Genomic DNA, 23,042 nt, shown 5'->3' with positions numbered 1-23,042 from the left:
GTTGCTTAATTTCGTTCCGGCCACAAAAAAACGTGGCCTCCTCTGGACTGCCTACGCTACGCTGCGGCAGCCAATTAGCAAAGCGTTATGTTTCTCGAGGTAGTAAGTGACTAAAGAGTACACTGACAATTTGGAAGAGATTGCTACCTTCGGTTTTGAAGCAATCGATCCTGATGAGAAAGTTGAGGTCAATTTAAAAGACTTGATGTACGTTTTCTCGACCTTGCAAGAATATCAAAGGTTTTTTCATCAGCCTTTGCATTACAAAAATATTAAGGATATCGAACGGTTTCTGGGCTCGATCAATGAGCACGCTGGATTTAAATTGCTACACACATCTATTCACGAAAAGATGCGAAATATGCTGCCAGCGCACATAGATGTGAAATATGGGGAGGGCGATTTTGATTCTCCAAAATTACCCTTCTATTACGATGAAAATAGATAAAAACATAACAAGCGCAAACAACCGATTCGCTACGCTCTCGGCTGTTGCGGGCGTTATGTTTACTTTGAGATATGACTGAATCGGAAGCTATAGAAAACTTCAAGGAATTTTGTAGACAAGAATTTAAAGAGCTTGCGTATCTACTCGGCTTAAAGGAAGTTGTATCACCCAAACGTAAATTTGAAAACCCATATAAAATAGCTTTCAAAAATAAAGCACTTTTCATCCAATTTGAAAGCATTAGTTATGGTTTTCCTTTGGGAACAACTTTTGGCAAGTCTTCTAGGGTAAACTCCTTTAGCGTTAACAATGCCCTATGTTTGCTAAAAGGTAGAGCGGAAGCAGAGAAATATAATGATACTTGCCCAAGTGGTTATCATTCGAATCTAAAAAGAGATTTGAAGATTTTAAATGATAACCTTAGTTTTTTTATGCAGCTCGATGACGAACTAAAGATAGCGGCTCTTTTAAATATACAAAAGGAAAATCGAGAGCAGTATCGTGTGTAAACATAACAAGCAAATGCATCCGACGCCAAACAGCGGCGCGGCTGATTAGAGCGTTATGTGTTTTCATGAGGTATCAGTTTAATGTCCAACGTATTGAATGTAGCTAAGTCTCGCAATGCCAAGTCGGAATTTAAAATGTTGATTGTTTTGGCATTTTGTTTAGTTGCTTTGTCATTTTTTGCAATAGGCTTTATTTATGCTCAAGCGCCAGCAATCACCATTTTGATAAAGCTTCTGGCAACCATGGGTGCTGTAAATATTGCCATGGTTTTCTATACAATTAAAAAATTCAACGCTTTATCAAACACATAACAAGGCGCTATTGTCACCACTATCGTGGCTGGGACGGCTTACGCTGCGCTCCAGCCGCCCCAAAGCTTAGCGTTATCAATTTAATTTAGCTTGTGGAAAATCTTTTAACCCCTTTTGGTGTGGTTGAGCGTTATTAGAAAACAATAATTGAAATTTCAGGAAGAATGGACTTCCCCCAATCTCATAGACACTCGTTAACCTCGTTGAGATTAGCTTTTTCCTCATAATCTGCTGGTGATAACTGTCCTAAATGACTGTGTCTGCGCCGACGGTTATAAAATACCTCGATGTACTCAAAAATGTCACTACGCGCTTCTTCACGGTTGTTATAAATTCTCCGTTTAATCTGCTCTTTTTTCAGTGAACTAAAGAAGGATTCGGCAACCGCATTATCCCAACAGTTACCGCGCCGACTCATGCTGGCTGAGAGTTTGTGTGTATCCAGAAATCGTTTCCATTCATCGCTACTGAACTGGGAGCCTTGGTCAGAATGTATGATGACCGGTTGTTTCGGTTTCCTGCGCCAGACAGCCATTAACAACGCATCAAGCACAATTTCTTTCGCCAGCGTGGCCTTCATCGACCAACCAATGACTCGTCGAGAGTACAGATCTAACACTACGGCAAGATATAAAAAGCCCTCGTAGGTTCTGATATAGGTGATATCAGTTACCCAGGCTTTATTTGGCTCGTTATAAGTAAATTCACGCTGTAACTGGTTTTTTGCCGGTACAGCGGGTTTACCCGCACGATAACGTGGCGTTTTATAACCACGAATAGCTTTGAGGCCAGCCAAATTCATCAAGCGAGCTACGCGATTCTCCGAGCAGGTTTCACCGGCTTCACGTAAATCAACATGGATACGAGGGCTGCCATAAATGCCGCCGCTTTCAAGCCATGACTCTTTAATCAGTGCCGTTAAACGCTGGTTCTCACGTGCTCTGTTTGATTCAGGCTGCTTCAGCCATTGATAATAGCCGCTGTGATGGACACGCAGCATGGTACACATCAACCGCACAGGATGGCAGTTCTGGTTATCGCGGATAAAGGCATACCTTAACTGAACTGCTTGGCAAAGTATGCGGCGGCCTTTTTTAGGATGTCCCGCTCTTCTTCAGCCCGTTTTAAAGCGGCTTTTAGCCTGGCATTTTCAGCGGCTAAATCCTGCTGCTGCGTCACTACAGGATCTGGATTAGTGGCCTGATTATGTTCCTTGAGCCACTTATAAAGGCTGTTGTCTGATACGCCTAAGCGCTCAGATACATCTTTAACGGAATATCCACGTTCTGTGATTTGTTTGATAGCTTCGGCTTTGAATTCTGGTGTAAAACGTTGCTTGGACATGGTGCCCTCCTAAAGTTGTATTTTAACCTAAGGAGTGTCTAGTGTTTTAGGGGAAGTCCAGATAACTACGTAATTGAAAATACAGCAACAACGTTAGCTCAGTTAATGCGTTCGAAATCATTGTTATCTGGTTGCGATCATCAAAAGTCATCTGAAGATATTGCTAAATTTATGACTTTGGAATTAAACAAAATTGCAAATGATAAACACCTCTCTGTCGTTTATGACCCACAATGGGTGAATGAACTGAAAACATACCGTTCATCAGCACAAACTAAAGCGTTTTCGGATAGTCGAGCCATGGAGACGCCTACAGACAACTATGGTTTTAAAAAGGTTGAAATGCTTGATGGCAACATTGGTTACCTTGACATAAGAGTGTTCTCGGATAGTCATTTAGGTGGTGAAACGCTTGAAAATGCGATGAAATTTTTACAGCATGCCGATGGTGTTATTATTGATTTAAGGAACAATTTTGGTGGCAGTCCTTTTATGGTAACTTCGTTAGCCAGTTACTTTTTTGACTTAGATACTGTTCATTTATCGACTTTTGAAAGTCGAGAGAATGGTGTGTTAACTCAAACGCAAGATTGGACGTCGCCTTATGTTCCGGGTCCTAGGTTTAAAGATACTCCTCTTTATATTCTCACCAGCAGTAATTCTGCATCCGCTGCAGAAGGCTTTAGCTATGCTATGCAAAGTTTGACTAGAGCAACCATTGTTGGAGAGGTAACAGCTGGAGCTGCTCATGCCAGAAGAGCAGAAATAGTAAATGACGATTTTATTCTCACTTTACCAACTGCCCGACCTGTTGACCCCAGAACAAACGATAATTGGGAAAGAAAAGGTGTAAAACCAAATATTGAAACGAGCAGCGACAATGCACTTAATGTAGCTTATGCAGAGGTACTAAATACCTTAATAGAAAGTAAAAGTAGTAATCTCAGCTTGCACAAATGGGTCTATCCGCTTGTAAAAGCTAAATCGAGCCAATACCAGCCAAATCAGAGTGATTTCAATCAGATAGTAGGTACGTTTGGAGAGCACAAGGTATTCCAAGAAGGTGGTAAACTCTTTTATCAACATTCAGATGAGCCGGCCTTTGAAATTGAACTTCTTGATAAAGAAACTATCGTTTTTAAAGCGTTTACCGAGGCAAGGCTGCAAGCAATATATAAAGATGAGCAAGTCATTGCATTGAAAATGCTCTCTTTTGGTAGGGATGAAAGAGAGTTTCAGAGAACCATGTAAAGATTGCTAACAAGGTTGTCAACGCGGACAAAAAACAGTTGGCTATGTTCGTACCTCACAAATTTTAGCCAACTATTTTTAGCCGGTTACAACGGCGTTAGGCCGACATAGGAAAGTTACATGATCCCAACATCGGCATTACTCAACCCAACTGGGTACCTGATAGGAATTGGCGTAAAGAAAATTGTTGAAAAAATATCAGAGTCGGATAGCTCAACTCCGATTTCAACACTTAAGGAAGAATCCCTCCGAGCTGAAATCAAAGCAAAGGCCTTGTTAGCACAAGCTAAGGTTGAGCAGGAATTAGCTATATCACGAAGAATAGACAGCGCCGAAGAAGTTGAAATCGAAGAGTATTACGACACATCCGGAAAGGGAAATGCCGGATTAAATACCGACGGAGAAACAATATCCTTAGGGCTTGGCGGAGAAGGCCGAAGAGTTACCAAGCGGATAATAAAATTCAAAGGTTGTACGCCAATCATCCAGCAGCAATCTTCTGATAGCGAGGCCTAACAAATGGTTCAAGTCGCTCGCTTCGCTCACTGCGGGACCGGCTAAAGCCGGCCCCTTAACCAAACGTTAGGGTTATATGAAGATCGTACACTACGAATCGAATGCACCATGGGTAGGGAAAATGAAATATCCAAACCCTAAGTGCGGAAAGGAAACTCCTGCTAAAAGCGTTATGAAACACAAGAGGATCGCAAGAACAAATGGTGGTTTTGAGAAAGGCAGAAGCAAATGATCTCGCTGAAATTATGGAGTTATACAAACAGAGTGCTTCACTTCATAATCCTTGGGTTTATGCTCCAAATAATTACGAGGAGTACTTGAAACAAGAACATCGGTATTTTGTTTGCTGCAATGAAAGTGGAAATATTTTAGGTACATTCAATATTTCAGGAATTGTTCGCGGTTATTTTCAATCGGCTTACCTAGGCTATGAAGTCTTTAGCCCATATCAGGGAAAAGGCTACATGAGTAAAGGAATACTATTGCTCCTGAATAAAGCATTTGAAGAATTAAATCTACATCGTCTAGAAGCAAATATTCAGCCAGAAAATGCAGCATCAATTAAATTAGTTTCAAATTCGGGTTTTGTTAAAGAAGGCTTTTCTAAAAGTTACTTAAGGGTTGGCGGGCTTGAATGGAAAGACCATGAACGGTGGGCTATCGTAAATTCAAGCTGGTCAGAGCAGGAAACTTCATAACAAGTCGTTGCAGCACCGTTCCGCATCGCTGCACTTGACAGTTTTTAAGTCGCAGTTTTATGGTTTTGCTGCGCAAAAGTATTCCATAAAACCACAACTTAAAAACTGCCGCTGAACTCGGCGTTATAACTTGACGTTAATATGCAAAGTTCTCTGGTTCTATAGAATAGGCTTATTTCCTGTCACAGCCGCGCAAACAACACCAAATGATCCAGCTCCAGCTTAATACCAATGCGGCTATGCAATTGATGGTTGTGGTGGCTGGGCGCTAAGCAATACACCTGCTCTGCCCCTTCCAATTCCAGGCTATACAAAATATGCGAGCCACGGAAGGATTTACTCACCACTTTGGCGGTAAAACCACTTTGATCGTCGTGCACTATATCGTCCGGCCGTACCAGCAAGTCCACAGCGACACCAGTTGCAAAATTCGACTGAGTCTGGGGAAACACTCCCAAAGCTGTGTACACCTTCTGATCCGCCAAGACTTCGCCTTTAAGTAAAGCACCGTGGCCAACAAAGTCTGCCACAAATCGGTTGGCGGGCTGATGATACAGCTCGTAAGCACTGCCCCACTGCTGCAGCTTGCCATGTTGCATCACACCTATCTGATCGGCCATGGCAAAAGCTTCAAACTGATCATGAGTCACCATCAAAGCACTGATGCCACGCTGCTTGATAATGGCACGGATATCCTGTGCCAAAGCTTCACGTAAATCAGCGTCTAAACCGGAGAAAGGTTCATCCAATAACAAAACTTCGGGCTCTGGCGCTAAAGCCCTGGCTAAAGCCACACGCTGCTGCTGGCCACCAGACAGTTGATGCACATAACGCTCGCCTAATGTCGGCAAGCCAACTAATGCTAACAGTTCCTCTACTACCTGTTGCTGCTGTGCTTTTGGCTTTTTCTTTAAGCCAAAGGCAATATTTTGCGCCACTGTCAGGTGCGGAAAAAGCGCGAAATCCTGAAACACCATGCCAATACGGCGCTGCTCAGGATTCAGCATTTTGCCTGGCTCTGACAGAGATGAACCTGCCAACACAACAGAGCCCGTTTGTAGTGGTTCAAAGCCTGCGATAGCTCGTAATAAACTGGTTTTACCGCAGCCTGAAGGCCCTAACAAACAGCCGATTTGGCCTTTTTGCAACGTGAGACTAACGTCTTTGACCACAGTAGCCTGACCATAAGCTATCGAAACCTGTTGTAACACCAGCATTACTGGGCTCCTCTGTTAGAACTGTCCAAAGCACGGGAAAGCAGGATCACCGGAATTAAACCTATCAGAACTATGGCAAGTGCTGGCAAGGCAGCATCGGCCAGACGCTCGTCAGACGCCAGCTCGTAACTGCGCACCGACAAGGTATTAAAGTTAAAAGGCCGCAGCAATAAAGTAGCGGGTAACTCTTTGAGTACATCCACAAACACCAGCAATAAAGCACTGAGTACTGAAGCTTTCAGCAGCGGCAAATGCACACGCTTGAGCACTCCAACCGGGCTTTCCCCTAAGCTTCTGGCGGCATTGTCCATTGAAGGAGTGATTTGCATTAATCCAGCTTCGACACTATGCAAAGCCACAGCCATAAAACGCACCGTATAAGCCAGCACCAGCGCCACTAAAGTGCCAGATAATAACAAACCAGTGCGAATGCCAAACTGCTGCTCTGCCCATAGATCGATGGAGTTATCCAAAGCGGCCAGCGGTATCATCACGCCTATGGCGATTACTGTGCCAGGCAAAGCGTAGCCCATAGCCGCCAGCCGCACAGGCAACACCAAAGACCAATGGCCGGACAAACGTTTGGCATAAGCAAAACATAAAGCCAGGCTGGCGGTGACCAGCGCTGTTAGAGCAGCCAATGAAAAACTATTGAGCAACAACTGCATAAAATCTACCGACCAGAACTGGTCCAGCCGCTCCACAGCCCAGCCCACTAACTGTAACGCAGGCAATAAAAAGCCAAACATAACAGGCAATAAACACAGCAGCAGCAGAGTAAAACCAGCTAAGCCATGGATAGACTGTCGGCTGGGTTCCTGTTGTTTTTGGCCTTGTTGATAAAACTTCAGTTTGCGTCTGGACCATTGCTCCAGATAAAGCAGCAACAATACAAAACTACACAAAAGCGCCGATAATTGCGCAGCCCCCAGTTGATTGCCCATTCCAAACCAGGTGCGGAAAATACCAGTGGTGAAGGTGGTGACGCCAAAATACTGCACTGTGCCGTAATCGGCTAAGGCTTCCATCATCGCCAGCGCCGCCCCTGTTAAAATAGCGGGGCGAGCCACAGGCAAAGCCACCTTCCAGAAATGCTGGCGCGGCGTATAACCTAAAGTGCGGCTGGCTTCCAGTAAGGAGCCGGATTGCTGACGAAAGGCAGTACGCGCCAACATATACACATAAGGATAAAGCACCAGCGACAACATCAGAATGGCACCGGGCAAAGAGCGGATTTCAGGGAAATAATAATCGCCGTAAGACCAGTCAAACCAAAGCCGCAGCTGGCTTTGCACTGGCCCGGCAAAATCCAGCAAACCTGTATAGCTGTACGCCATAATATAAGCCGGAACTGCCATAGGCAGCAGCAATAACCACTGCACCACTGCTCTGCCAATAAACTGATAACGCGCCACAGTCCAGGCCATTAAAGTGCCAATAGCAGCGCTGCAAAGACCCACACCCAAAGCCAACAGCAAAGAATTGCGGACATAATCGGCCAGCACAGTATCCAGCAGATGCGCCCAAAGCTCTGGCTGAGGTGTCAGTAAAGAGCCAAGCACCACCAGCACGGGCACAGCCAGTAGCAAAGCAAACAAGGTGGTGGTCCGGCTAAATAAAGGGCTGGTCAAACGAAGAGTATCCTTCTAAAAAAGCCAGGGGCGACCTTTATGGTCGCCCGCTTATCCGATCAACAAAACTGTGGCTTCAAGTACGCAGGGGAATTACTTCCAGCCCGCTTTGTCCATCACTTGAATAGCCTTAGCGTTTAATTCGCCTAAAGTCGATAATTGTACCTGCTCAGCTTTAAATTGCCCAAAAGATTCAAGACGTTGGCTCCACTTCACATCAGCCACTACCGGATACTCGTGGTTAGTCACAGCGTACCAGCTTTGGCTTTCAGGTTTTACCATGTATTCCAACAGCTTTATCGCTTCGGCTTTGTTCGGCGCATATTTAGCAACGCCAGCACCAGAGATATTGATATGAGCGCCACGGTCCTGCTGATTTGGCCAGAACACCTTCACAGCTTCAGCTGCGGCTTTGTCGCCAGCTTCATCGAACATACCACCTAAGTAATAAGTGTTGGCGATGGCGATATCACAAACACCAGCAGCGGCCGCTTTAATTTGGTCACGGTCACCGCCTTTTGGAGGCTGGGCAAAGTTTTTCACAAAGCCATTGGCCCAGGCCTGAGTTTTTTCTTCCCCTATCTGGGCTATTAACGCCGCCACCATAGACTGGTTATAAATATTGTCAGACGAGCGCACACAAATTTTGCCTTTCCATTTTGGATCGGCCAAATCTTCGATACTGCTTAACTGTTCTGGTTTGACTTTACCCGGCACATACATAATTGGACGGGCCCGCTTGGTTAAACCAAACCATTGCTGTTTTGGATCGCGCAAATGAGCCGGAATAGCGTCCGTCAGTACTTTTGAATCAATAGGCTGCAATAAACCCTGCACTTCAGCCCGGTATAAACGGCCGACATCAGTGCTGATCAACAAATCCGCCGGGCTGTTGCGCCCTTCACTTTGCATACGGCTGATCAGCTCATCCGGCTTGCCTGTGATTAAATTCACTTTAATACCAGTGTCCTTGCTGAATTGATCCAGCATAGGTTTCAGCAATTCTTCCTGACGGCCAGAATACACATTCACTTCTGCCGCCTGAGCCAAAGTAGCGGCTGTTAAGGCCGCTGCCACTAAAGATTTTTGCCAGAATTTCATCGGATACTCCATTGGGGTTCACTGAAAGTTGCCGCAGTATAGCCACAAACAAGAACTGTTCTCAAATAACAAAACTGATTTTGCTGTAAGTTGCTGCTTTAAAGAGTTAAACCACAGCGGCTGAATTCATCATTATTTACTGTCAATACGGCCCGATGCAGCAAGCAGACCATGGCCAGACTCAGGCCGCAACTGCAGTACTTGCGCGTAGAGCTCCTGTGCTTGCTGATTTGGGATAGCGGCCAGCGTCACACTGCCATTGGCGGTACTGAATTTAACTTGCACCAGTTGGTTCTGACGAAAAAACCACGATTGCACCAACTGTACTTTTTGTACCTGCCGCAGCGGCAATACTTGCCAGAACTGACCAAGACCTCCATGCCACAGATACAACACCTGATCCTGCACACAGAATCCATGCCAACGGCGGTAGGCCCAAAAATCGGCCAACAGCCACAATGCGGCAACAAAGAACATCACCACGCCCGTGCTTAAGGCGATAACCCTGGATTGCCACAATACGGCCACGAACAGACCAAGCAGCAGAATAAGTATGCCCCGGAGCCACAACAAGCGCCGGAAATAAGCCGGAACATAACGCTGCAAGGGTAGCTTCTGGATATCGGACAGAGCTAAAAGCTGCTGTGCCTGCAATTGCTGATTGATGTCATCACTCGTCTGCCCCAACAGCGCAAACTTACTTTTCTGTTCCCGGGAATTGGTGAAACCATGAAAAATAAGTGAAAAGTGACCAAAAAGCCGCGCCAGCCATGGCTGACTAAGGGTGAGCATCTGTACACCTTTCGTTTGGATGCGCTGCGACTTTTTCAGCAAAGTGCCCTGGAGTAACTGGAGCTGCCTCTCATCCCGTAAAAAACGCTGCGGATAAAGCCAAATAAAGGTCATCAGCACTAATACTACAACCACCAACAGCAGTACGCTCAGGCCGGCCGCTATTTGCAATGTGAAACTCTGTTCTAGTCCTGAGTGTTGCAACACTTGTTGACCTTGCGCAAACAAGCGCTCAACCAGTTTGCCATCAAGCTGCGATTGGACAGCGCCAAAAACGGCCAATAGTGGTAACCACAAATGTTTGTTGTACAAAGTCGCCAGCCAAATCCGAAAAAATGACGTGGATGGAACAGCTTGGTCGACCTGCACCTCACCCTGTAATAAAGCAAGTTGCATTGACGTCAGACCCGTTAGATAAAACTCCTGCTGCTGACTACCGGCACTATCAAGACTGACGGCAAATAACTTCAGTGGCCTGAAATAAAAAGGCTGTTGAACCTGTAGCTCTTGAATACGCGATGTTGCCAACAGCAGATGTTCTTTTTGCAGCACTCCACGGCGCAACTCGACACCTTGAGCAGAAACACGAAACAGGGTGCTGCGCCAGTTCAGCAATGCACTGCCAACAACCAATAGCGCCAACCCAGTGATCCCATAGGGTGCATAAGCCTGAAACCTATCGCTAAAGGATAAATAGGCACCACCTAGGATCACACCAGCCCATTGCGCTACAGCTTTCACCAGCAAAGGCAGCAAGGCCCAGAAGGAACAGCGCTGCCATTGCTCAGCTGCGGCCGACTGTTCTGGCATATCAGCGTTCGACATCAGCATCTCCACGCGGGATCAACTGACTAAGCTGCTCACTCAACACCACAGCAACCCCATGTTCTATATCGGCCAGCGCAGCTTCAGCATCCAAACCACCTGCGGTGTAGACTTTTAAGGTGGCCAACCCAAAGCGTTTTTGCAGTGGCCCCTGGCTAATAGTTACATGCTGCACACGATGCAAAGGGATCAGCACAGCTCTGCGCCAAAACACGCCGTATTGCAGTAAAAAATCCTGAGTACGGAGTAAAAATCTGGTGTGCCGGATTTCCAGTGGTAAGCAAAACCAACAGGTCAGAAATATCAGTCCGGTCAGGCCCCAGCATGCTAAAAGCAGCGGCAATAGCCAGTGCGAATCCCACCACCACTGCGCAACCGACAATCCACAAAGCACAACCACTAAAGTAAGTAACCAGCTGCAGCGTCTTTTGGTCAAAGCCACTGTTGGTAGCAACAACCACTCATCGGGTAAAGGACCAGTTAAGCATTGGTCATCTAAAAATCCAGCGTCTAGCAGCTGATTGGTCATGGCTAAGCTTCCTTGTTTTCAATCTCGCCAGCATATCGCAAAGACTTGTTTCTCCCAAGATTTAGGTTTACATACGGAAAAACATATATAAACTATTACATATGATTTTCCGTATATAGTGTTCAACTATGCAACTTAACCCTGTCACCTTTTTTAAAGCCCTGTCGGATGAAACCCGGCTGCGCAGTTTGTTGCTGATCCAGCAGGAACAAGAGCTTTGTGTTTGTGAACTGGTGGCTGCGCTTGCAGATATTCAGCCTAAAATTTCCCGTCATTTAGCCCAGTTACGTCGCGACGGTATTTTGCTCGACCGCAAACAAGGCTTATGGGTGTATTACCGTTTAAATCCTGAATTACCGGACTGGGCGCTGCAGTGTTTGCAACAGACAGGCACTGCGAATTCTGGCTGGCTGGAGTTAAACCAGCAGCAATTGTGCCAGATGGGCGACAGGCCAGAACGGCAAAAAAGCTGCTGTTAATTCAACCTAACAGTATCAAAGCGGAGCACGACAATGGGATTATTTGAACGCTATTTATCGGTCTGGGTTGCGCTGGCTATGTTGCTGGGTGTGATTGCAGGTAACCTGACACCTGCCCTGTTTCAACTGGTAGCGTCATTTGAATATGCTCAGGTGAATCTGGTGATTGCGCTTTTTATCTGGGTCATGATTTACCCAATGATGGTGCAAATTGACTTTAGTGCCATTAAAGATGTGACTAAAAAACCCAAAGGCATAGTGCTGACGCTGGTGGTGAACTGGCTGATCAAGCCTTTTACTATGGCCTTTTTAGGTTGGTTGTTTTTCCGTCTATTGTTTGCCGATTGGGTCGACCCACACACTGCGACTGAATATATAGCAGGTATGATTTTACTCGGCGTAGCGCCTTGCACCGCTATGGTCTTTGTCTGGAGTCAGTTAACCAAAGGTGATGCCAACTACACTCTGGTGCAGGTCTCGATTAACGACATTATTATGATTTTTGCCTTTGCGCCTATCAGTGCTTTGCTGCTGGGTGTGTCAGATATCACAGTGCCCTGGTCGACCCTGATTTTGTCTGTGGTGCTTTATGTTTTGCTGCCGCTATTGGCCGGTGTCTGGACCAGAAAATCTTTCGCCACTAAAGATCCTGAAAAACTGACGGCTTTGCTGGCGCAGATCAAACCCTGGTCCGTGTTTGGTTTACTGGCCACTGTCGTACTGCTATTTGGTTTTCAGGCGCAAACCATTTTGAATCAACCGCTGGCCATAATACTAATCGCCATTCCGTTGCTGCTGCAAACCTACGGCATCTTCGCTTTGACCTACTTTGCCGGTTGCAAACTACATCTGCCTCACAATATAGCGGCCCCCGCTGGTATGGTCGGTGCCAGTAACTTTTTTGAATTAGCAGTGGCTGTGGCCATCTCACTTTTTGGTCTGAATTCAGGTGCAGCCCTTGCCACAGTAGTAGGTGTGCTGGTTGAAGTGCCTGTGATGTTATCGCTGGTGTGGTTTGCTAATCGCACTAGCCACTGGTTTTTGCACAATGAATAAAAGATTGCATAGCTGATAAGGACAAATTTATGTCACACCCATTTGACGAGTTAGCGCTGGAAGGCTCAGCAGCGCTGTTGTTCACACCTTGCCCTGGCACTAAAACTGAAGCACTGAAAGACTCATTGCTGACGTTAAAGCAGGCCGGAGCTTCAGCCATTTTGACTTTAATGCCTGAAGACGAAATAGCGCGTAATCAGGTCACTGACCTACCGGCCTTGTGCGAAGAACTTGGATTAATCTGGTTTCATTGCCCTATTGAAGACGACCATGCACCGCAGGCTGACTTTGCCACAGCCTGGCAGCGGCAAGGACCACATATTCATAAGCTGTTAAAAGATGGCAAAAAAGTAGCCATCCACTGCAAAGGCGGTTCAGGCCGCACTGGCTTAGTGGCTGCTCAAATTCTAATTGAACGTGGCATCGACAAAGATCGGGTCAAGCAACGTATTCAGGCTTTGCGGCCTAACGCACTGACGTTAGCCCCACATCAGGCCTATTTTCAAAGCCTTTAATCACCCTTTAGCAAAGAGATGCTGTTATGAAAAAAATTAAACTAGGTATTAATGGTTTTGGCCGAATCGGCCGTTTAGCGTTACGTGCTTCTTTTGACTGGCCTGAATTTGAGTTTGTGCAAATCAATGACCCAGCTGGTGACGCTGCTACTTTTGCTCATTTACTGAATTTCGACTCAGTGCACGGCCGCTGGCAGCATCAGGCTGAAGCGCAAGGCAATACCGTTGTTATTCAAGGCCAGTCTATTGCGGTCACGCACAATAAAGCCATCAACGACACCGACTGGTCAGGCTGTGATGTGGTGATTGAATGCTCTGGCAAAATGAAAAGCACAGAGTTACTACAGGCTTATTTAGACCAGGGCGTAAAACGTGTAGTAGTCAGTGCTCCAGTCAAAGAAGCTGGCGTATTAAACGTGGTGATGGGGGTCAATCATCAGTTATTTGATGCCGCAGTGCATAAGATAGTCACAGCGGCCAGCTGCACTACCAACTGTCTGGCGCCTGTGGTTAAAGTGATCCATGAAAAGCTGGGCATTAAACATGGTTCTATCACCACCATTCACGATTTAACCAATACTCAGTCTATTCTGGATACGCCACACAAAGACTTACGCCGCGCCCGTGCTTGCGGTAGCAGCTTAATTCCAACCACGACTGGCTCTGCCACTGCTATTACTGAAATATTCCCAGAACTCAAAGGCCGCTTAAATGGCCACGCAGTGCGGGTACCACTGGCCAATGCCTCGTTAACCGACTGTGTATTTGAAGTTGAACGCGCCACTAGCGCAGAAGAAGTCAACGCTTTGCTAAAAGCAGCGTCAGAGCAAGAACTTAAAGATATTCTGGGTTACGAAGAGCGACCTCTGGTCTCGGTGGATTATAAAACCGACCCTCGTTCCAGCATTATCGATGCCTTGTCGACTATGGTAGTGAATGGCACTCAGGTGAAAATTTACGCCTGGTACGATAACGAATGGGGTTACGCCAACCGTACAGTGGAGTTGGCCAGAATGGTTGGGTCTGTATAACAGGAAAATGAAAATGACAGTAGCACTAAAGCAATACTTGGTAGTCACCGGCAACTACTGGGCTTTTACCCTGACCGACGGCGCTTTGCGCATGCTGGTGCTGCTGCATTTTTACAAACTCGGCTACAGCCCTTTAGAAATAGCATCGTTATTTGTGTTTTACGAGCTGTTTGGTGTGGTCACTAACCTGTTTGGCGGCTGGCTGGGTGCTCGTATTGGTTTAAATAAAACCATGAATATCGGGCTGTTTTTACAAATTGCAGCGCTGTCGATGTTATTGGTTCCGGCTGAGTTATTAATAGTGCCTTGGGTGATGGCAGCTCAAGCTTTGTCCGGTGTGGCCAAAGACTTAAATAAAATGAGCGCCAAAAGCTCGATTAAATTACTGGTACCGCAGGATTCACAAAGCAAACTTTACCAGTGGATAGCGATACTAACAGGCTCAAAAAATGCACTGAAAGGGGTTGGCTTTTTTATCGGTGGTTTTTTGTTAACTCAAATCGGCTTTCAGGGTGCTGTGGCTACTATGGCTGGCGCTTTAGCTCTGGTTTGGTTACTGAGTTTAGTCTTGCTGAAAAAAGACCTCGGCAAAAGTAGCTACAAACCCAAATTTAAAGACATATTGTCGAAAAGTGGCCCTATTAACTTGTTATCTGCGGCACGCCTGTTTTTATTTGGCGCACGGGATTTATGGTTTGTTATAGCCCTGCCGCTGTTTTTAGCCCAGCAACTGGCCTGGAGCCAACAGGCCATAGGCACTTTTCTGGCCTTGTGGATTATGGGTTATGGTGTGGTGCAAAGCTTGGCTCCTTTCATTACTGGCAAACGCTCCGGCAAAGTACCGGGTCGTTGGGCCGCCGTCGGTTGGGCCATCGCACTTTGTATTATTCCGGCGTTATTAGCCAAACTTTTGCCGCTGCCCTTTCCGACAGAAACTTTGTTAGTCTCGGTACTGCTGTTATTCGGCGCTGTCTTTGCGGTCAATTCATCCTTGCATAGCTACTTGATAGTAAGCTATGCCAAAGCGGATGGTGTATCGCTGGACGTCGGTTTTTATTATATGGCCAACGCCATGGGCCGTTTAATTGGCACTGTATTGTCAGGGTATTTGTATCAGACTCAGGGCCTGGAAACCTGTCTGTATTGGTCCAGCGGCTTTATTCTGGCGACAGTACTGTTGTCCTGTTTTTTGCCAAAGGCTAAAGAGGTAAGCCTTCGTTGATCTAAACAGAATGCGATGTGAGGTTTAAATGGCGGGTTAGAAGTTGCCACCAGAGAAAGGGGTCATGCTAAGGTGATGCTATACAACTCAGCTTATTGATCAGTCAGGAGAAAACCTGTGTTAAGGTCCCGCAAATTATTGTCTTTTTTTACTCATTCCCTGCTTAGCCTGGCGCTACTGTGGCTCGCACCTGCCGCCTTAGCCGCTACTGCGGCAGAGCAACTGCAAAAAGTTATAGATGACCATTGGCAATACAGCCTGCAGGAAGACCCCATCAGTGCAGGCCGGATGGGACTGGCTGGTTACAATAATCGTCTGCCTGGTGTGACGGCTACAGATCGCGCCCGTCGGCTGAAGGCTGAACAAGCTTTACTGCAACGTCTGCAAGCAATAGACACAAAACCACTGACAGACTCAGACCGGGTGAATCATCAGCTGCTTGGCTGGGTGCTGCGCAATTCGATCCAGTCCAATAAGCTGTTCCTTGACCGCATTCCGGCCAATACCTTTTACAGTTTCTGGAGCTCAGCTTTGGATGCCAGTAGTGGCCTGTCTATGCCTAAAGTAGCGGATTATCAGGATTATATAGCCCGCATCAATGACTTTGGCCGTTACTTTGACGAGAACATCGCCAATATGCGCACTGGAATTAAAGACGGCTTTGTTTTACCTAAAATTGTCGTCCAGGGTATAGCACCTACAGTGCGCGCCCAAGTCTATAAGGACCCAACACAAAGCAGCCTGTACGAACCTTTTAAAACACTGCCTGCGGCTTTTTCTCAAAGCGAGCAACAACAATTACAACAGGCCGCCAAACAAGCTATTCAACAAACAGCTTTACCCGCTTTTGCCCGCTTAGCCGACTTCCTTGAAGGCGACTATATGAAAGCAGCCACAGAAAGCCTGGCTGCAGAGCAATTAACAGAGGGCAAAGCCTATTACCGTCATACCATTAATACCTATGTCACACAGGATATGGATCCAGCAGAAATCCACAACATTGGCCTGGCTGAAGTGAAACGTATCCGCACCGAGATGGATGCATTGATTAAAGAAACTGGCTTTAAAGGCAGCTTCAGCGACTTCACGAAATTTCTGCGCACTGATCCGCAATTCTATGCAAAAACACCAAAAGAACTGCTGAAAGAAGCCTCTTATATCGCCAAACGTATTGATTACCGGCTGCCGGAATTTTTTGGCAAGCTGCCACGCCTGCCTTATGGCGTGGTGCCGGTTCCAGCCGAAATAGCACCGAACTACACTACAGCCTCTTATAACCCTGCAGCTATTGGTGGCACTCGTGGTGGTGCTTATTGGCTCAATACAGATTCACTGGATCAACGCCCTTTGTATGAGCTGGTGGCCTTAACGCTGCACGAATCTGTGCCTGGCCATCATTTACAAAATGCTTTGTCACAAGAGCTGGAAAATGTGCCGCAATTTCGCCGTAACCTGTATTTAAGCGCCTATGGCGAAGGCTGGGGTTTGTATGCCGAACGGCTAGGTGTGGAAATGGGGGTTTATGAAAATGCCTATCAGCAATTTGGCCGTCTGAGTTATGAAATGTGGCGCGCTTGCCGTTTAGTGATAGACACAGGTATTCACTCCCAAGGCTGGAGTCGCCAGCAGGCGCTGGATTTCCTGTCGAGCAACACCTCTTTATCACAGGCCAATGTAAGGGCTGAAGTGGATCGATATATTTCCTGGCCGGGACAGGCACTGTCGTACAAGATGGGTGAAATTAAAATCCGTCAGTTGCGGGCTAAAGCCGAACAACAACTGGGCGCAAAATTTGACCTGCGCGCTTTTCACGATGCCCTGTTAGCCAATGGCGCTTTGCCTTTGGAAATTCTGGAAGCGGAAATGGATCGCTTTATTGCCAGAGAAAGCAGCAAAACCAGCACAAAATAAAAAGGAAGAATAATGAAAATTGTCAGTTTGTTTAGCCTGTTATTGCTGGCACCTGGTTTAGTGGCCGCTTTGCAACAGCCCAATACTGCGGCAACCCAAGTTGCCACAAAAAATCAGCCCTCTGCAATCAAAAGTTTTACTAAAGGTATGACCCATAAAAAGGGCTATTTTGATTTTTACTATCAACAGGACAGCGGCAAGCTTTATCTGCTGGTCGACAAACTGGCGCAACCTTTTATTTTTCAAAGCTCATTACCCCGGGGTATAGGTTCCAACGATATTGGTTTAGACAGAGGCCAATTGGGCGACACCCGACTGGTGCAGTTTGAACAGTTCGGTAATAAGCTGATGCTCAAACAGCTGAATACCTATTACCGAGCGACCTCAAGCAACAGCGCAGAACGTCAGAGTGTGGATGAAGCTTTTGCCAGTTCAGTACTGGCGGGTTTACCTGTAGTAGCGCAGGAAGGCTCAAGCCTGTTGGTCGATTACACCGACTTTTTACTCAGCGATATTCATCAGGTGAGTAAAACGCTGGAATCACAAAAACAAGGCAGCTACGCAGTAGACCCTAACCGTAGTGGTGTTTATCTTGAGCGCAGCAAAGCTTTTGTCCAGAACACCGAACTCGAAGCCATGGTGACTTATGCCGGCGGAGCTGCAGGGGAGTGGGTCAAACAAGTCACCCCTTCGCCCAACGCTATTACTGTACATTTGCATCATTCGTTAATAGCTCTGCCGGAAGATGGTTATCAAAGCCGTGCTTTTCACCCTTACTCAGGCTATTGGAAAGTGGAGTACATGGATTACGGCACCAGCTTTGACAGCCCCATCACCCAACGCCTGTTACCACGCCACCGATTAGAGAAAAAACAACCTGGCGCTGCGATCAGCGAAGCGGTTGAACCTATTGTTTATTATCTGGATCCCGGTGTACCTGAACCTGTGCGCAGTGCGCTAAAAGAAGGGGCTTTGTGGTGGAACAGCGCCTATGAAAAAATTGGTTATAAAAATGCGTTTCAGGTGAAAGATTTACCTGCAGATGCCGACCCGATGGACGTACGTTACAACGTGATCCAATGGGTACACCGCGCCAGTCGTGGTTGGTCTTATGGCGCTGGCGTAACAGATCCACGCACAGGTGAAATCCTTAAAGGCCATGTCACGCTTGGATCCTTGAGGGTACGACAGGATTTTCTAATCGCCACAGGCCTGACCGCGCCTTATCAGGGCGATAACATCAACACTGAAAAAGAAAAAGCCATGGCGCTGGCCCGTATTCGCCAGTTATCAGCGCACGAAGTTGGCCATACGCTGGGGCTTATCCATAACTTTGCTGGCAGTGCCAATGGCCGTTCTACCGTCATGGATTATCCGCATCCTCAAATCGACCTGCGAAATGGCAAACTCAGCCTCGACAATGCCTACCGTGAAGGTTTGGGCGAATGGGATCTGTATGCCATTGCGTATGGCTATGGTGATTATTCTGCCGAACAGCTGACACAACTGGTCAGCAAAGCCAAACAGCAAAACCTGCAGTATATGGCCGATGAAGATGCACGACCTGAGGGCGGTGTCAGCGCAATAGGCCATTTATGGGACAATGGTGCAGACCCTGTCGCCGAGCTGAACCGGCTGGCAGAAGTACGCAAAACGGCTTTGGCACAATTTGGTCTGAATAACATCACCACAGGCCAGCCGCTGTCCGCCATTCAGGAAGCTTTAGTGCCGATTTATCTGCTGCAACGTTATCAGGTAGAAGCGGTCAGCAAACTGATAGGTGGCGCTTATTACGAGTATGAACTCAAAGGCGATTACGACAGCCCTAAAGGGTTTCGCTGGGTCAGTAAGGATACTCAGCAACAAGCTTTGCAGGCTTTATTGGCCACCTTAACTCCTGATTATCTGGCGTTACCAGAGCAACTTGAAGTGTTGATTCCGCCCAAAGCTTATGGCGACAGTGATGGCCGCGAAAGCTTTCAGGGCCGTTATGGCCTGGCCTTTGATCCCTTATCAGCGGCTGAAGCTGCAGCCAACCAAACACTAGGCCTGTTACTAAACCCACAACGTTTAAACAGGTTAAGTGGTCAGCAACAACTGGGCGATCTGCTGGATAAAGTCATTGAAGCCACTATCCGGCAAAAGCCTTTATCCGCTAAGGCCGGATTACTGCAACAGCGGGTGTCGCATGTGGCCTTTTATCAATTGATGCAGGCCCTGACGGCCAAAGAACTAGCGCCTGAAGCCAGAGCCACAGTGCAGCAACGACTGGTAAATCTGGCAAGCTGGCTGAAAAAGCAGGATAACGATGGCCATCAGCTGCAACACACTTTATGGCAAAACTTCACCGAATCCGGGGTTTGGACACCAGTTTTTGTGCCAAAAGCTCTGCCTCCTGGATCGCCCATTTAATCTGTTGCAGATACCTGGTGCAGAGCCTTAATTGGCTCTGTACTATCAGTAAATCTAAAATCTGGCGTCAGCTTTGAGAGGGCTTTTTATGTCACTACAATACAATTTCAGTTTGCTGGCCCGCTATAACCAGTGGATGAATAACCAGCTCTATCAACTCGCTTCAACACTCACGCACGATGAGCTGCTGCAAAACAGAGGCGCTTTTTTTGGTTCTGTGGCTGGTATTCTGAATCACTTACTGGTGGCCGATTTAATCTGGTTAAACAGATTTAAGCAGTTGGCCATCCAACCCAAAGCATTGCAGCCACTGAGCAACCTCCCCCAACCGACAGCTTTGGATCAACTGCTGTTTGTGGATTTTAAGCAGCTGTATCAGGCACGCCAGCAAATCGACGCCTTATTTTTAGACTTCATCGCCGAACTGGACGATCAACTACTGCAGCAACTATTGAGCTACAAAAATATGAAAGGTGAGCCCATGCAAAAGATGTTATCTTCGGTAGTGCAGCATGTGTTTAATCACCAGACGCATCACCGCGGTCAGCTGACGACCTTGTTTTCTCAGATGGGTCTGGAGGTCGGAGTCACGGATCTGCTGATGCTGATTGATAACGAATAGTTGCTTTACGCCCGTTGAGCGCAAGCACCGGACTCTGACCATGCTAAAAATTTTAGGCAAATCTTCATCCATCAATGTGCGAAAAGTGCTGTGGACCTGCGCAGAACTTAACTTAAGTTATGAACACGAAGAATGGGGTTCTGGTTTTCAATCCACGGAAACAGAAGCATTTAAAGCGCTGAATCCTAATGCGCTGGTGCCAGAGTCTGTCAGGCAAAGAGCTTTAGTTGAACAGTGGATGGACTGGCAGAGTACAGAGCTGAATAACTCATGGCGTTATGCGTTTATGCATCTGGTTAGAAAAAGCCCAGCCTATCAAGACAAAGCTGCTGCCCAGAGCAGCATTGTCGTCTGGAATGAAAAAATGCAACTGCTGGATACAACACTGGCGAAAACAGCTCTGTACATCACAGGCGCTGAATTTACTCTGGCAGATATAGTGCTGGGTTTGTCGGTAAACAGATGGCTAATGACCCCTATGGCAAGGCCAGAACTGCCAGCTGTGGCAGCCTACTATAAAAGGCTGAGCCTGCGCCCTGGTTTTCAGCGCTTTGGCTGTAACGGTATCCCCTAAGCTGTTGCATTCAACAAAGGAAAGCTATGTATTTTATTGCTGCTTTTGGAGTATTGATGTTGCTCTTTAGCCTGATGATGCTATTCAGGCCACATGCCTTTGCCCAGGGGATCATCAACTTTAGTGAGCAGCCTTATTTTCATCCTTTTGAAATTATCAGCAGACTAATTGCCGGAGGCCTTTTTGTGGCTTATGCCGCAGACACTCAGTTCCCTTTGCTATTTAAAGTCATAGGTTTAGTGTTGTTATTGGTTGGCGCTGGTTTGGCTTTAACCCCTCCCAGCTTACATAAAAAGTTTGCAGTTCAATCGGCTCAAGGTTGTAAAAACTACTTCCGTTTAATAGGTGGGGCTTCTGTAGGATTATCTTTTGCTTTGATTTATGCCGCTATAGGACTCTAGCTGGCCGATTGTAGGGGCTTGCCCCTGCCCGCCTCCTATTTCAGATCAGTACCGGACTTCAAGTACGACGGGGGATCGCCATTGATTAGCAGCTATAACTCATCTAACTTAAATGCTAAATAAGTCTCTGTGGAGCATCTTGATGCTGAAATTAATTCGAAATCTGGCTGCCATCCTTTTAGGTGTAGTAGTGGGAGCCGCGGTGAATATGGCGCTTGTCAGCATCAGCCCTATGCTTATTCCTCCACCTGCGGGTGTTGATGTCACGAACACAGAAAGCCTGAGTTTGGGTATAGATTTATTTGAACCCAAACATTTTATTATGCCCTTTCTGGCGCATGCTCTTGGCACTCTGGCCGGGGCTTTGGTTGCCTATCTGATAGCTGCCAGCCATAAAAACCGTTTTGCTTATGTGATTGGCGTGTTTTTTCTTTGTGGTGGTTTGGCGGCAAGCTTTATGATCCCAGCGCCTACCTGGTTTATTGCACTGGATCTGATAGTGGCTTATCTTCCTATGGCATGGCTGAGTATTATGCTTGCGCAGCGAATACAGCCAGAAAAAACGGATTGGTGAAAAGTTGACAGAAACTGTGGAAAATAAAATCTCTGGATTGGGCCAGCTTGCCATCACAGTCAAAGATGTGCAGCTTTCATTGCCATTTTATACTCAAGTGCTTGGGCTGCAGTTTCTATTTGCTCCCTCTGAGCAGTTGGCTTTTGTTCAATGCGGCGACACCCGTCTGATGCTAAGCACCCCACAGGGCGCTGGTGAAATTGGCAAAAACTCTATCCCTTATTTTAAAACCACGGCTATAGAACAGTTTTATGCTACCGCCATAGAGCAAGGCGCTGTTGGCGAAAGAGCACCACAACTTGCAGCACAAATGCCGGATCACCAGCTTTGGATAGGCTTTCTAAAAGATCCGGATGGTAACTTAATAGGCCTGATGGAAGAAAAGCGCTGAAAGATCAGCAGCAAAGGTACAGCTTATCTGCTGTCGTAAAGCTGTCGTGCTAGTGCCGTAACCTGCAGCCGTTTTTTGAGTTATCTTTGCGTCTATTAGTCAATGCAAGGTATCGAAGCCATGAAAATTAACGCAGAACTGGTAAAAAAACTAAGAGCTGACAAGCAATGGTCACAGGAGCAACTGGCAGCAGCCTGTGGCCTGAACCTGCGTACTATTCAGCGGCTGGAAAATACCGGCAATGCATCCATTGAATCAGTGCGGGCTTTAGCTGCTGTTTTTACAGTGGATGCCAGCAGCCTGCAGCTAAGCCCCGAAACATCTGACGCTATAATTCCCACTCCACTTTCAGTGGTCAAAGACTGCTTTGTGCAATTTGCTGATTTTTCCGGTACAGCCAGCAAGTATCAATACTGGTGGTTTTTAGTTTTTGTACTGCTGATTAGTGCACTTGCGGAAATTATCAGCCCGACTTTAAGGCAGTTTGTCACTGTGCTAATTCTGCTGCCATTTTTGGCTGTGGGTACACGCAGACTGAATGACGCGGGGCAAAATGCCTGGTGGCAACTGATGTATCTGGTGCCTTTTGGCTTTGTGGTGGTATTGTTTTTTATGGCCAAAGACAGCATACAACCTAGCTTGTCCGCAGCAGATAGCCGGGCATAAACAGAAACGGATCCT

The 23,042-nt window shown here is 46.8% G+C and carries 25 protein-coding genes; 19 read left to right on the top strand and 6 right to left on the bottom strand.

Annotation, left to right across the window (positions count from 1 at the left end; all coding sequences use genetic code 11):
• The first annotated feature begins 106 nt into the window (after nucleotides 1–106).
• The 3 genes from EK374_RS02905 (at nucleotide 107) to EK374_RS02895 (ending at nucleotide 1,269) form a co-directional block, all read left to right on the top strand.
• Nucleotides 107–448, top strand: coding sequence for a hypothetical protein (locus tag EK374_RS02905; RefSeq protein WP_127019975.1), 342 nt, complete (start codon nucleotides 107–109; stop codon nucleotides 446–448).
• A gap of 71 nt (nucleotides 449–519) precedes the next feature.
• Nucleotides 520–957, top strand: a complete 438-nt coding sequence (locus tag EK374_RS02900; RefSeq protein WP_127019973.1) for a hypothetical protein — start codon at nucleotides 520–522, stop codon at nucleotides 955–957.
• Nucleotides 958–1,038: 81 nt separating this feature from the next.
• Nucleotides 1,039–1,269, top strand: a complete 231-nt coding sequence (locus EK374_RS02895; RefSeq protein WP_127019971.1) for a hypothetical protein — start codon at nucleotides 1,039–1,041, stop codon at nucleotides 1,267–1,269.
• Between the two features lie 181 nt (nucleotides 1,270–1,450).
• Here the strand turns inward: EK374_RS02895 and EK374_RS02890 are convergent.
• A protein-coding gene (locus EK374_RS02890; protein ID WP_206099215.1) for an IS3 family transposase occupies nucleotides 1,451–2,613 on the bottom strand; the annotation gives its coding sequence in 2 pieces (ribosomal slippage) (nucleotides 1,451–2,358 and nucleotides 2,358–2,613; 1,164 coding nt in all).
• Nucleotides 2,614–2,718: 105 nt separating this feature from the next.
• Between EK374_RS02890 and EK374_RS02885 the strand changes: the two genes are divergently transcribed.
• From EK374_RS02885 to EK374_RS02875, 3 genes are all read left to right on the top strand, one after another.
• The gene (locus EK374_RS02885; protein ID WP_127019966.1) at nucleotides 2,719–3,864 is read left to right on the top strand and encodes a S41 family peptidase; all 1,146 of its coding nucleotides are present in this window, start codon (nucleotides 2,719–2,721) and stop codon (nucleotides 3,862–3,864) included.
• Nucleotides 3,865–3,984: 120 nt separating this feature from the next.
• Nucleotides 3,985–4,380, top strand: a complete 396-nt coding sequence (locus tag EK374_RS02880) for a hypothetical protein (RefSeq protein WP_127019964.1) — start codon at nucleotides 3,985–3,987, stop codon at nucleotides 4,378–4,380.
• A gap of 200 nt (nucleotides 4,381–4,580) precedes the next feature.
• On the top strand, nucleotides 4,581–5,078 hold the full coding sequence (locus EK374_RS02875) for a GNAT family N-acetyltransferase (RefSeq protein ID WP_127019962.1): 498 nt from the start codon (nucleotides 4,581–4,583) through the stop codon (nucleotides 5,076–5,078).
• A gap of 182 nt (nucleotides 5,079–5,260) precedes the next feature.
• On the opposite strand, the gene EK374_RS02870 is transcribed toward EK374_RS02875, so the two are convergent.
• The 5 genes from EK374_RS02870 to EK374_RS02850 form a co-directional block, all read right to left on the bottom strand.
• A complete protein-coding gene (locus EK374_RS02870; protein ID WP_127019960.1) occupies nucleotides 5,261–6,295 on the bottom strand; it encodes an ABC transporter ATP-binding protein in 1,035 nt (344 codons plus the stop codon).
• Complete coding sequence (locus tag EK374_RS02865; RefSeq protein WP_127019958.1) at nucleotides 6,295–7,926, bottom strand: ABC transporter permease; 1,632 nt, start codon at nucleotides 7,924–7,926, stop codon at nucleotides 6,295–6,297. Before EK374_RS02865 ends, EK374_RS02870 begins: the two co-directional genes overlap by 1 nt.
• A gap of 93 nt (nucleotides 7,927–8,019) precedes the next feature.
• Nucleotides 8,020–9,027: a Fe(3+) ABC transporter substrate-binding protein gene (locus EK374_RS02860; RefSeq protein WP_127019956.1), complete on the bottom strand. Its 1,008-nt coding sequence runs from the start codon at nucleotides 9,025–9,027 to the stop codon at nucleotides 8,020–8,022.
• Between the two features lie 132 nt (nucleotides 9,028–9,159).
• On the bottom strand, nucleotides 9,160–10,644 hold the full coding sequence (locus EK374_RS02855) for a PH domain-containing protein (protein WP_164731806.1): 1,485 nt from the start codon (nucleotides 10,642–10,644) through the stop codon (nucleotides 9,160–9,162).
• Nucleotides 10,631–11,173, bottom strand: a complete 543-nt coding sequence (locus EK374_RS02850) for a PH domain-containing protein (RefSeq protein ID WP_127019952.1) — start codon at nucleotides 11,171–11,173, stop codon at nucleotides 10,631–10,633. The genes EK374_RS02855 and EK374_RS02850 overlap by 14 nt, the downstream gene beginning before the upstream one ends.
• 128 nt (nucleotides 11,174–11,301) lie before the next feature.
• Between EK374_RS02850 and EK374_RS02845 the strand changes: the two genes are divergently transcribed.
• The 13 genes from EK374_RS02845 (at nucleotide 11,302) to EK374_RS02785 (ending at nucleotide 23,027) form a co-directional block, all read left to right on the top strand.
• A complete protein-coding gene (locus tag EK374_RS02845) occupies nucleotides 11,302–11,652 on the top strand; it encodes a metalloregulator ArsR/SmtB family transcription factor (protein ID WP_127019950.1) in 351 nt (116 codons plus the stop codon).
• Between the two features lie 33 nt (nucleotides 11,653–11,685).
• Nucleotides 11,686–12,708 (top strand): ACR3 family arsenite efflux transporter, encoded by a 1,023-nt coding sequence (gene arsB / locus EK374_RS02840; protein WP_127019948.1) that lies wholly within the window; start codon nucleotides 11,686–11,688, stop codon nucleotides 12,706–12,708.
• A 29-nt stretch (nucleotides 12,709–12,737) separates the two neighbouring features.
• Nucleotides 12,738–13,223 (top strand): phosphatase domain-containing putative toxin, encoded by a 486-nt coding sequence (locus tag EK374_RS02835; RefSeq protein ID WP_127019946.1) that lies wholly within the window; start codon nucleotides 12,738–12,740, stop codon nucleotides 13,221–13,223.
• Between the two features lie 26 nt (nucleotides 13,224–13,249).
• Entirely contained in the window at nucleotides 13,250–14,254 is a 1,005-nt protein-coding gene (locus tag EK374_RS02830) for an ArsJ-associated glyceraldehyde-3-phosphate dehydrogenase (protein WP_127019944.1), read from the top strand.
• Nucleotides 14,255–14,267: 13 nt separating this feature from the next.
• Nucleotides 14,268–15,476: an organoarsenical effux MFS transporter ArsJ gene (gene arsJ, locus EK374_RS02825; RefSeq protein WP_127019942.1), complete on the top strand. Its 1,209-nt coding sequence runs from the start codon at nucleotides 14,268–14,270 to the stop codon at nucleotides 15,474–15,476.
• A gap of 117 nt (nucleotides 15,477–15,593) precedes the next feature.
• Entirely contained in the window at nucleotides 15,594–17,387 is a 1,794-nt protein-coding gene (locus EK374_RS02820; RefSeq protein WP_127019940.1) for a DUF885 domain-containing protein, read from the top strand.
• A 12-nt stretch (nucleotides 17,388–17,399) separates the two neighbouring features.
• The gene (locus tag EK374_RS02815; RefSeq protein ID WP_127019938.1) at nucleotides 17,400–19,799 is read left to right on the top strand and encodes a zinc-dependent metalloprotease; all 2,400 of its coding nucleotides are present in this window, start codon (nucleotides 17,400–17,402) and stop codon (nucleotides 19,797–19,799) included.
• 88 nt (nucleotides 19,800–19,887) lie between these two features.
• On the top strand, nucleotides 19,888–20,421 hold the full coding sequence (locus tag EK374_RS02810) for a DinB family protein (RefSeq protein WP_127019936.1): 534 nt from the start codon (nucleotides 19,888–19,890) through the stop codon (nucleotides 20,419–20,421).
• 40 nt (nucleotides 20,422–20,461) lie between these two features.
• Entirely contained in the window at nucleotides 20,462–20,995 is a 534-nt protein-coding gene (locus EK374_RS02805; RefSeq protein ID WP_127019934.1) for a glutathione S-transferase family protein, read from the top strand.
• A 26-nt stretch (nucleotides 20,996–21,021) separates the two neighbouring features.
• Nucleotides 21,022–21,396, top strand: coding sequence for a hypothetical protein (locus tag EK374_RS02800; RefSeq protein ID WP_127019932.1), 375 nt, complete (start codon nucleotides 21,022–21,024; stop codon nucleotides 21,394–21,396).
• 142 nt (nucleotides 21,397–21,538) lie between these two features.
• Entirely contained in the window at nucleotides 21,539–21,970 is a 432-nt protein-coding gene (locus EK374_RS02795; RefSeq protein ID WP_164731804.1) for a hypothetical protein, read from the top strand.
• Between the two features lie 4 nt (nucleotides 21,971–21,974).
• A complete protein-coding gene (locus EK374_RS02790; RefSeq protein ID WP_233280321.1) occupies nucleotides 21,975–22,361 on the top strand; it encodes a VOC family protein in 387 nt (128 codons plus the stop codon).
• 120 nt (nucleotides 22,362–22,481) lie between these two features.
• Entirely contained in the window at nucleotides 22,482–23,027 is a 546-nt protein-coding gene (locus EK374_RS02785; protein ID WP_164731803.1) for a DUF805 domain-containing protein, read from the top strand.
• Nucleotides 23,028–23,042: the final 15 nt, after the last annotated feature.

Source organism: Rheinheimera mangrovi (assembly GCF_003990335.1).
GTDB classification, from domain to species: domain Bacteria; phylum Pseudomonadota; class Gammaproteobacteria; order Enterobacterales; family Alteromonadaceae; genus Pararheinheimera; species Pararheinheimera mangrovi.
Note: the sequence above shows the minus strand (reverse complement) of the source record. Positions and strands in the feature narration are given on the sequence as shown.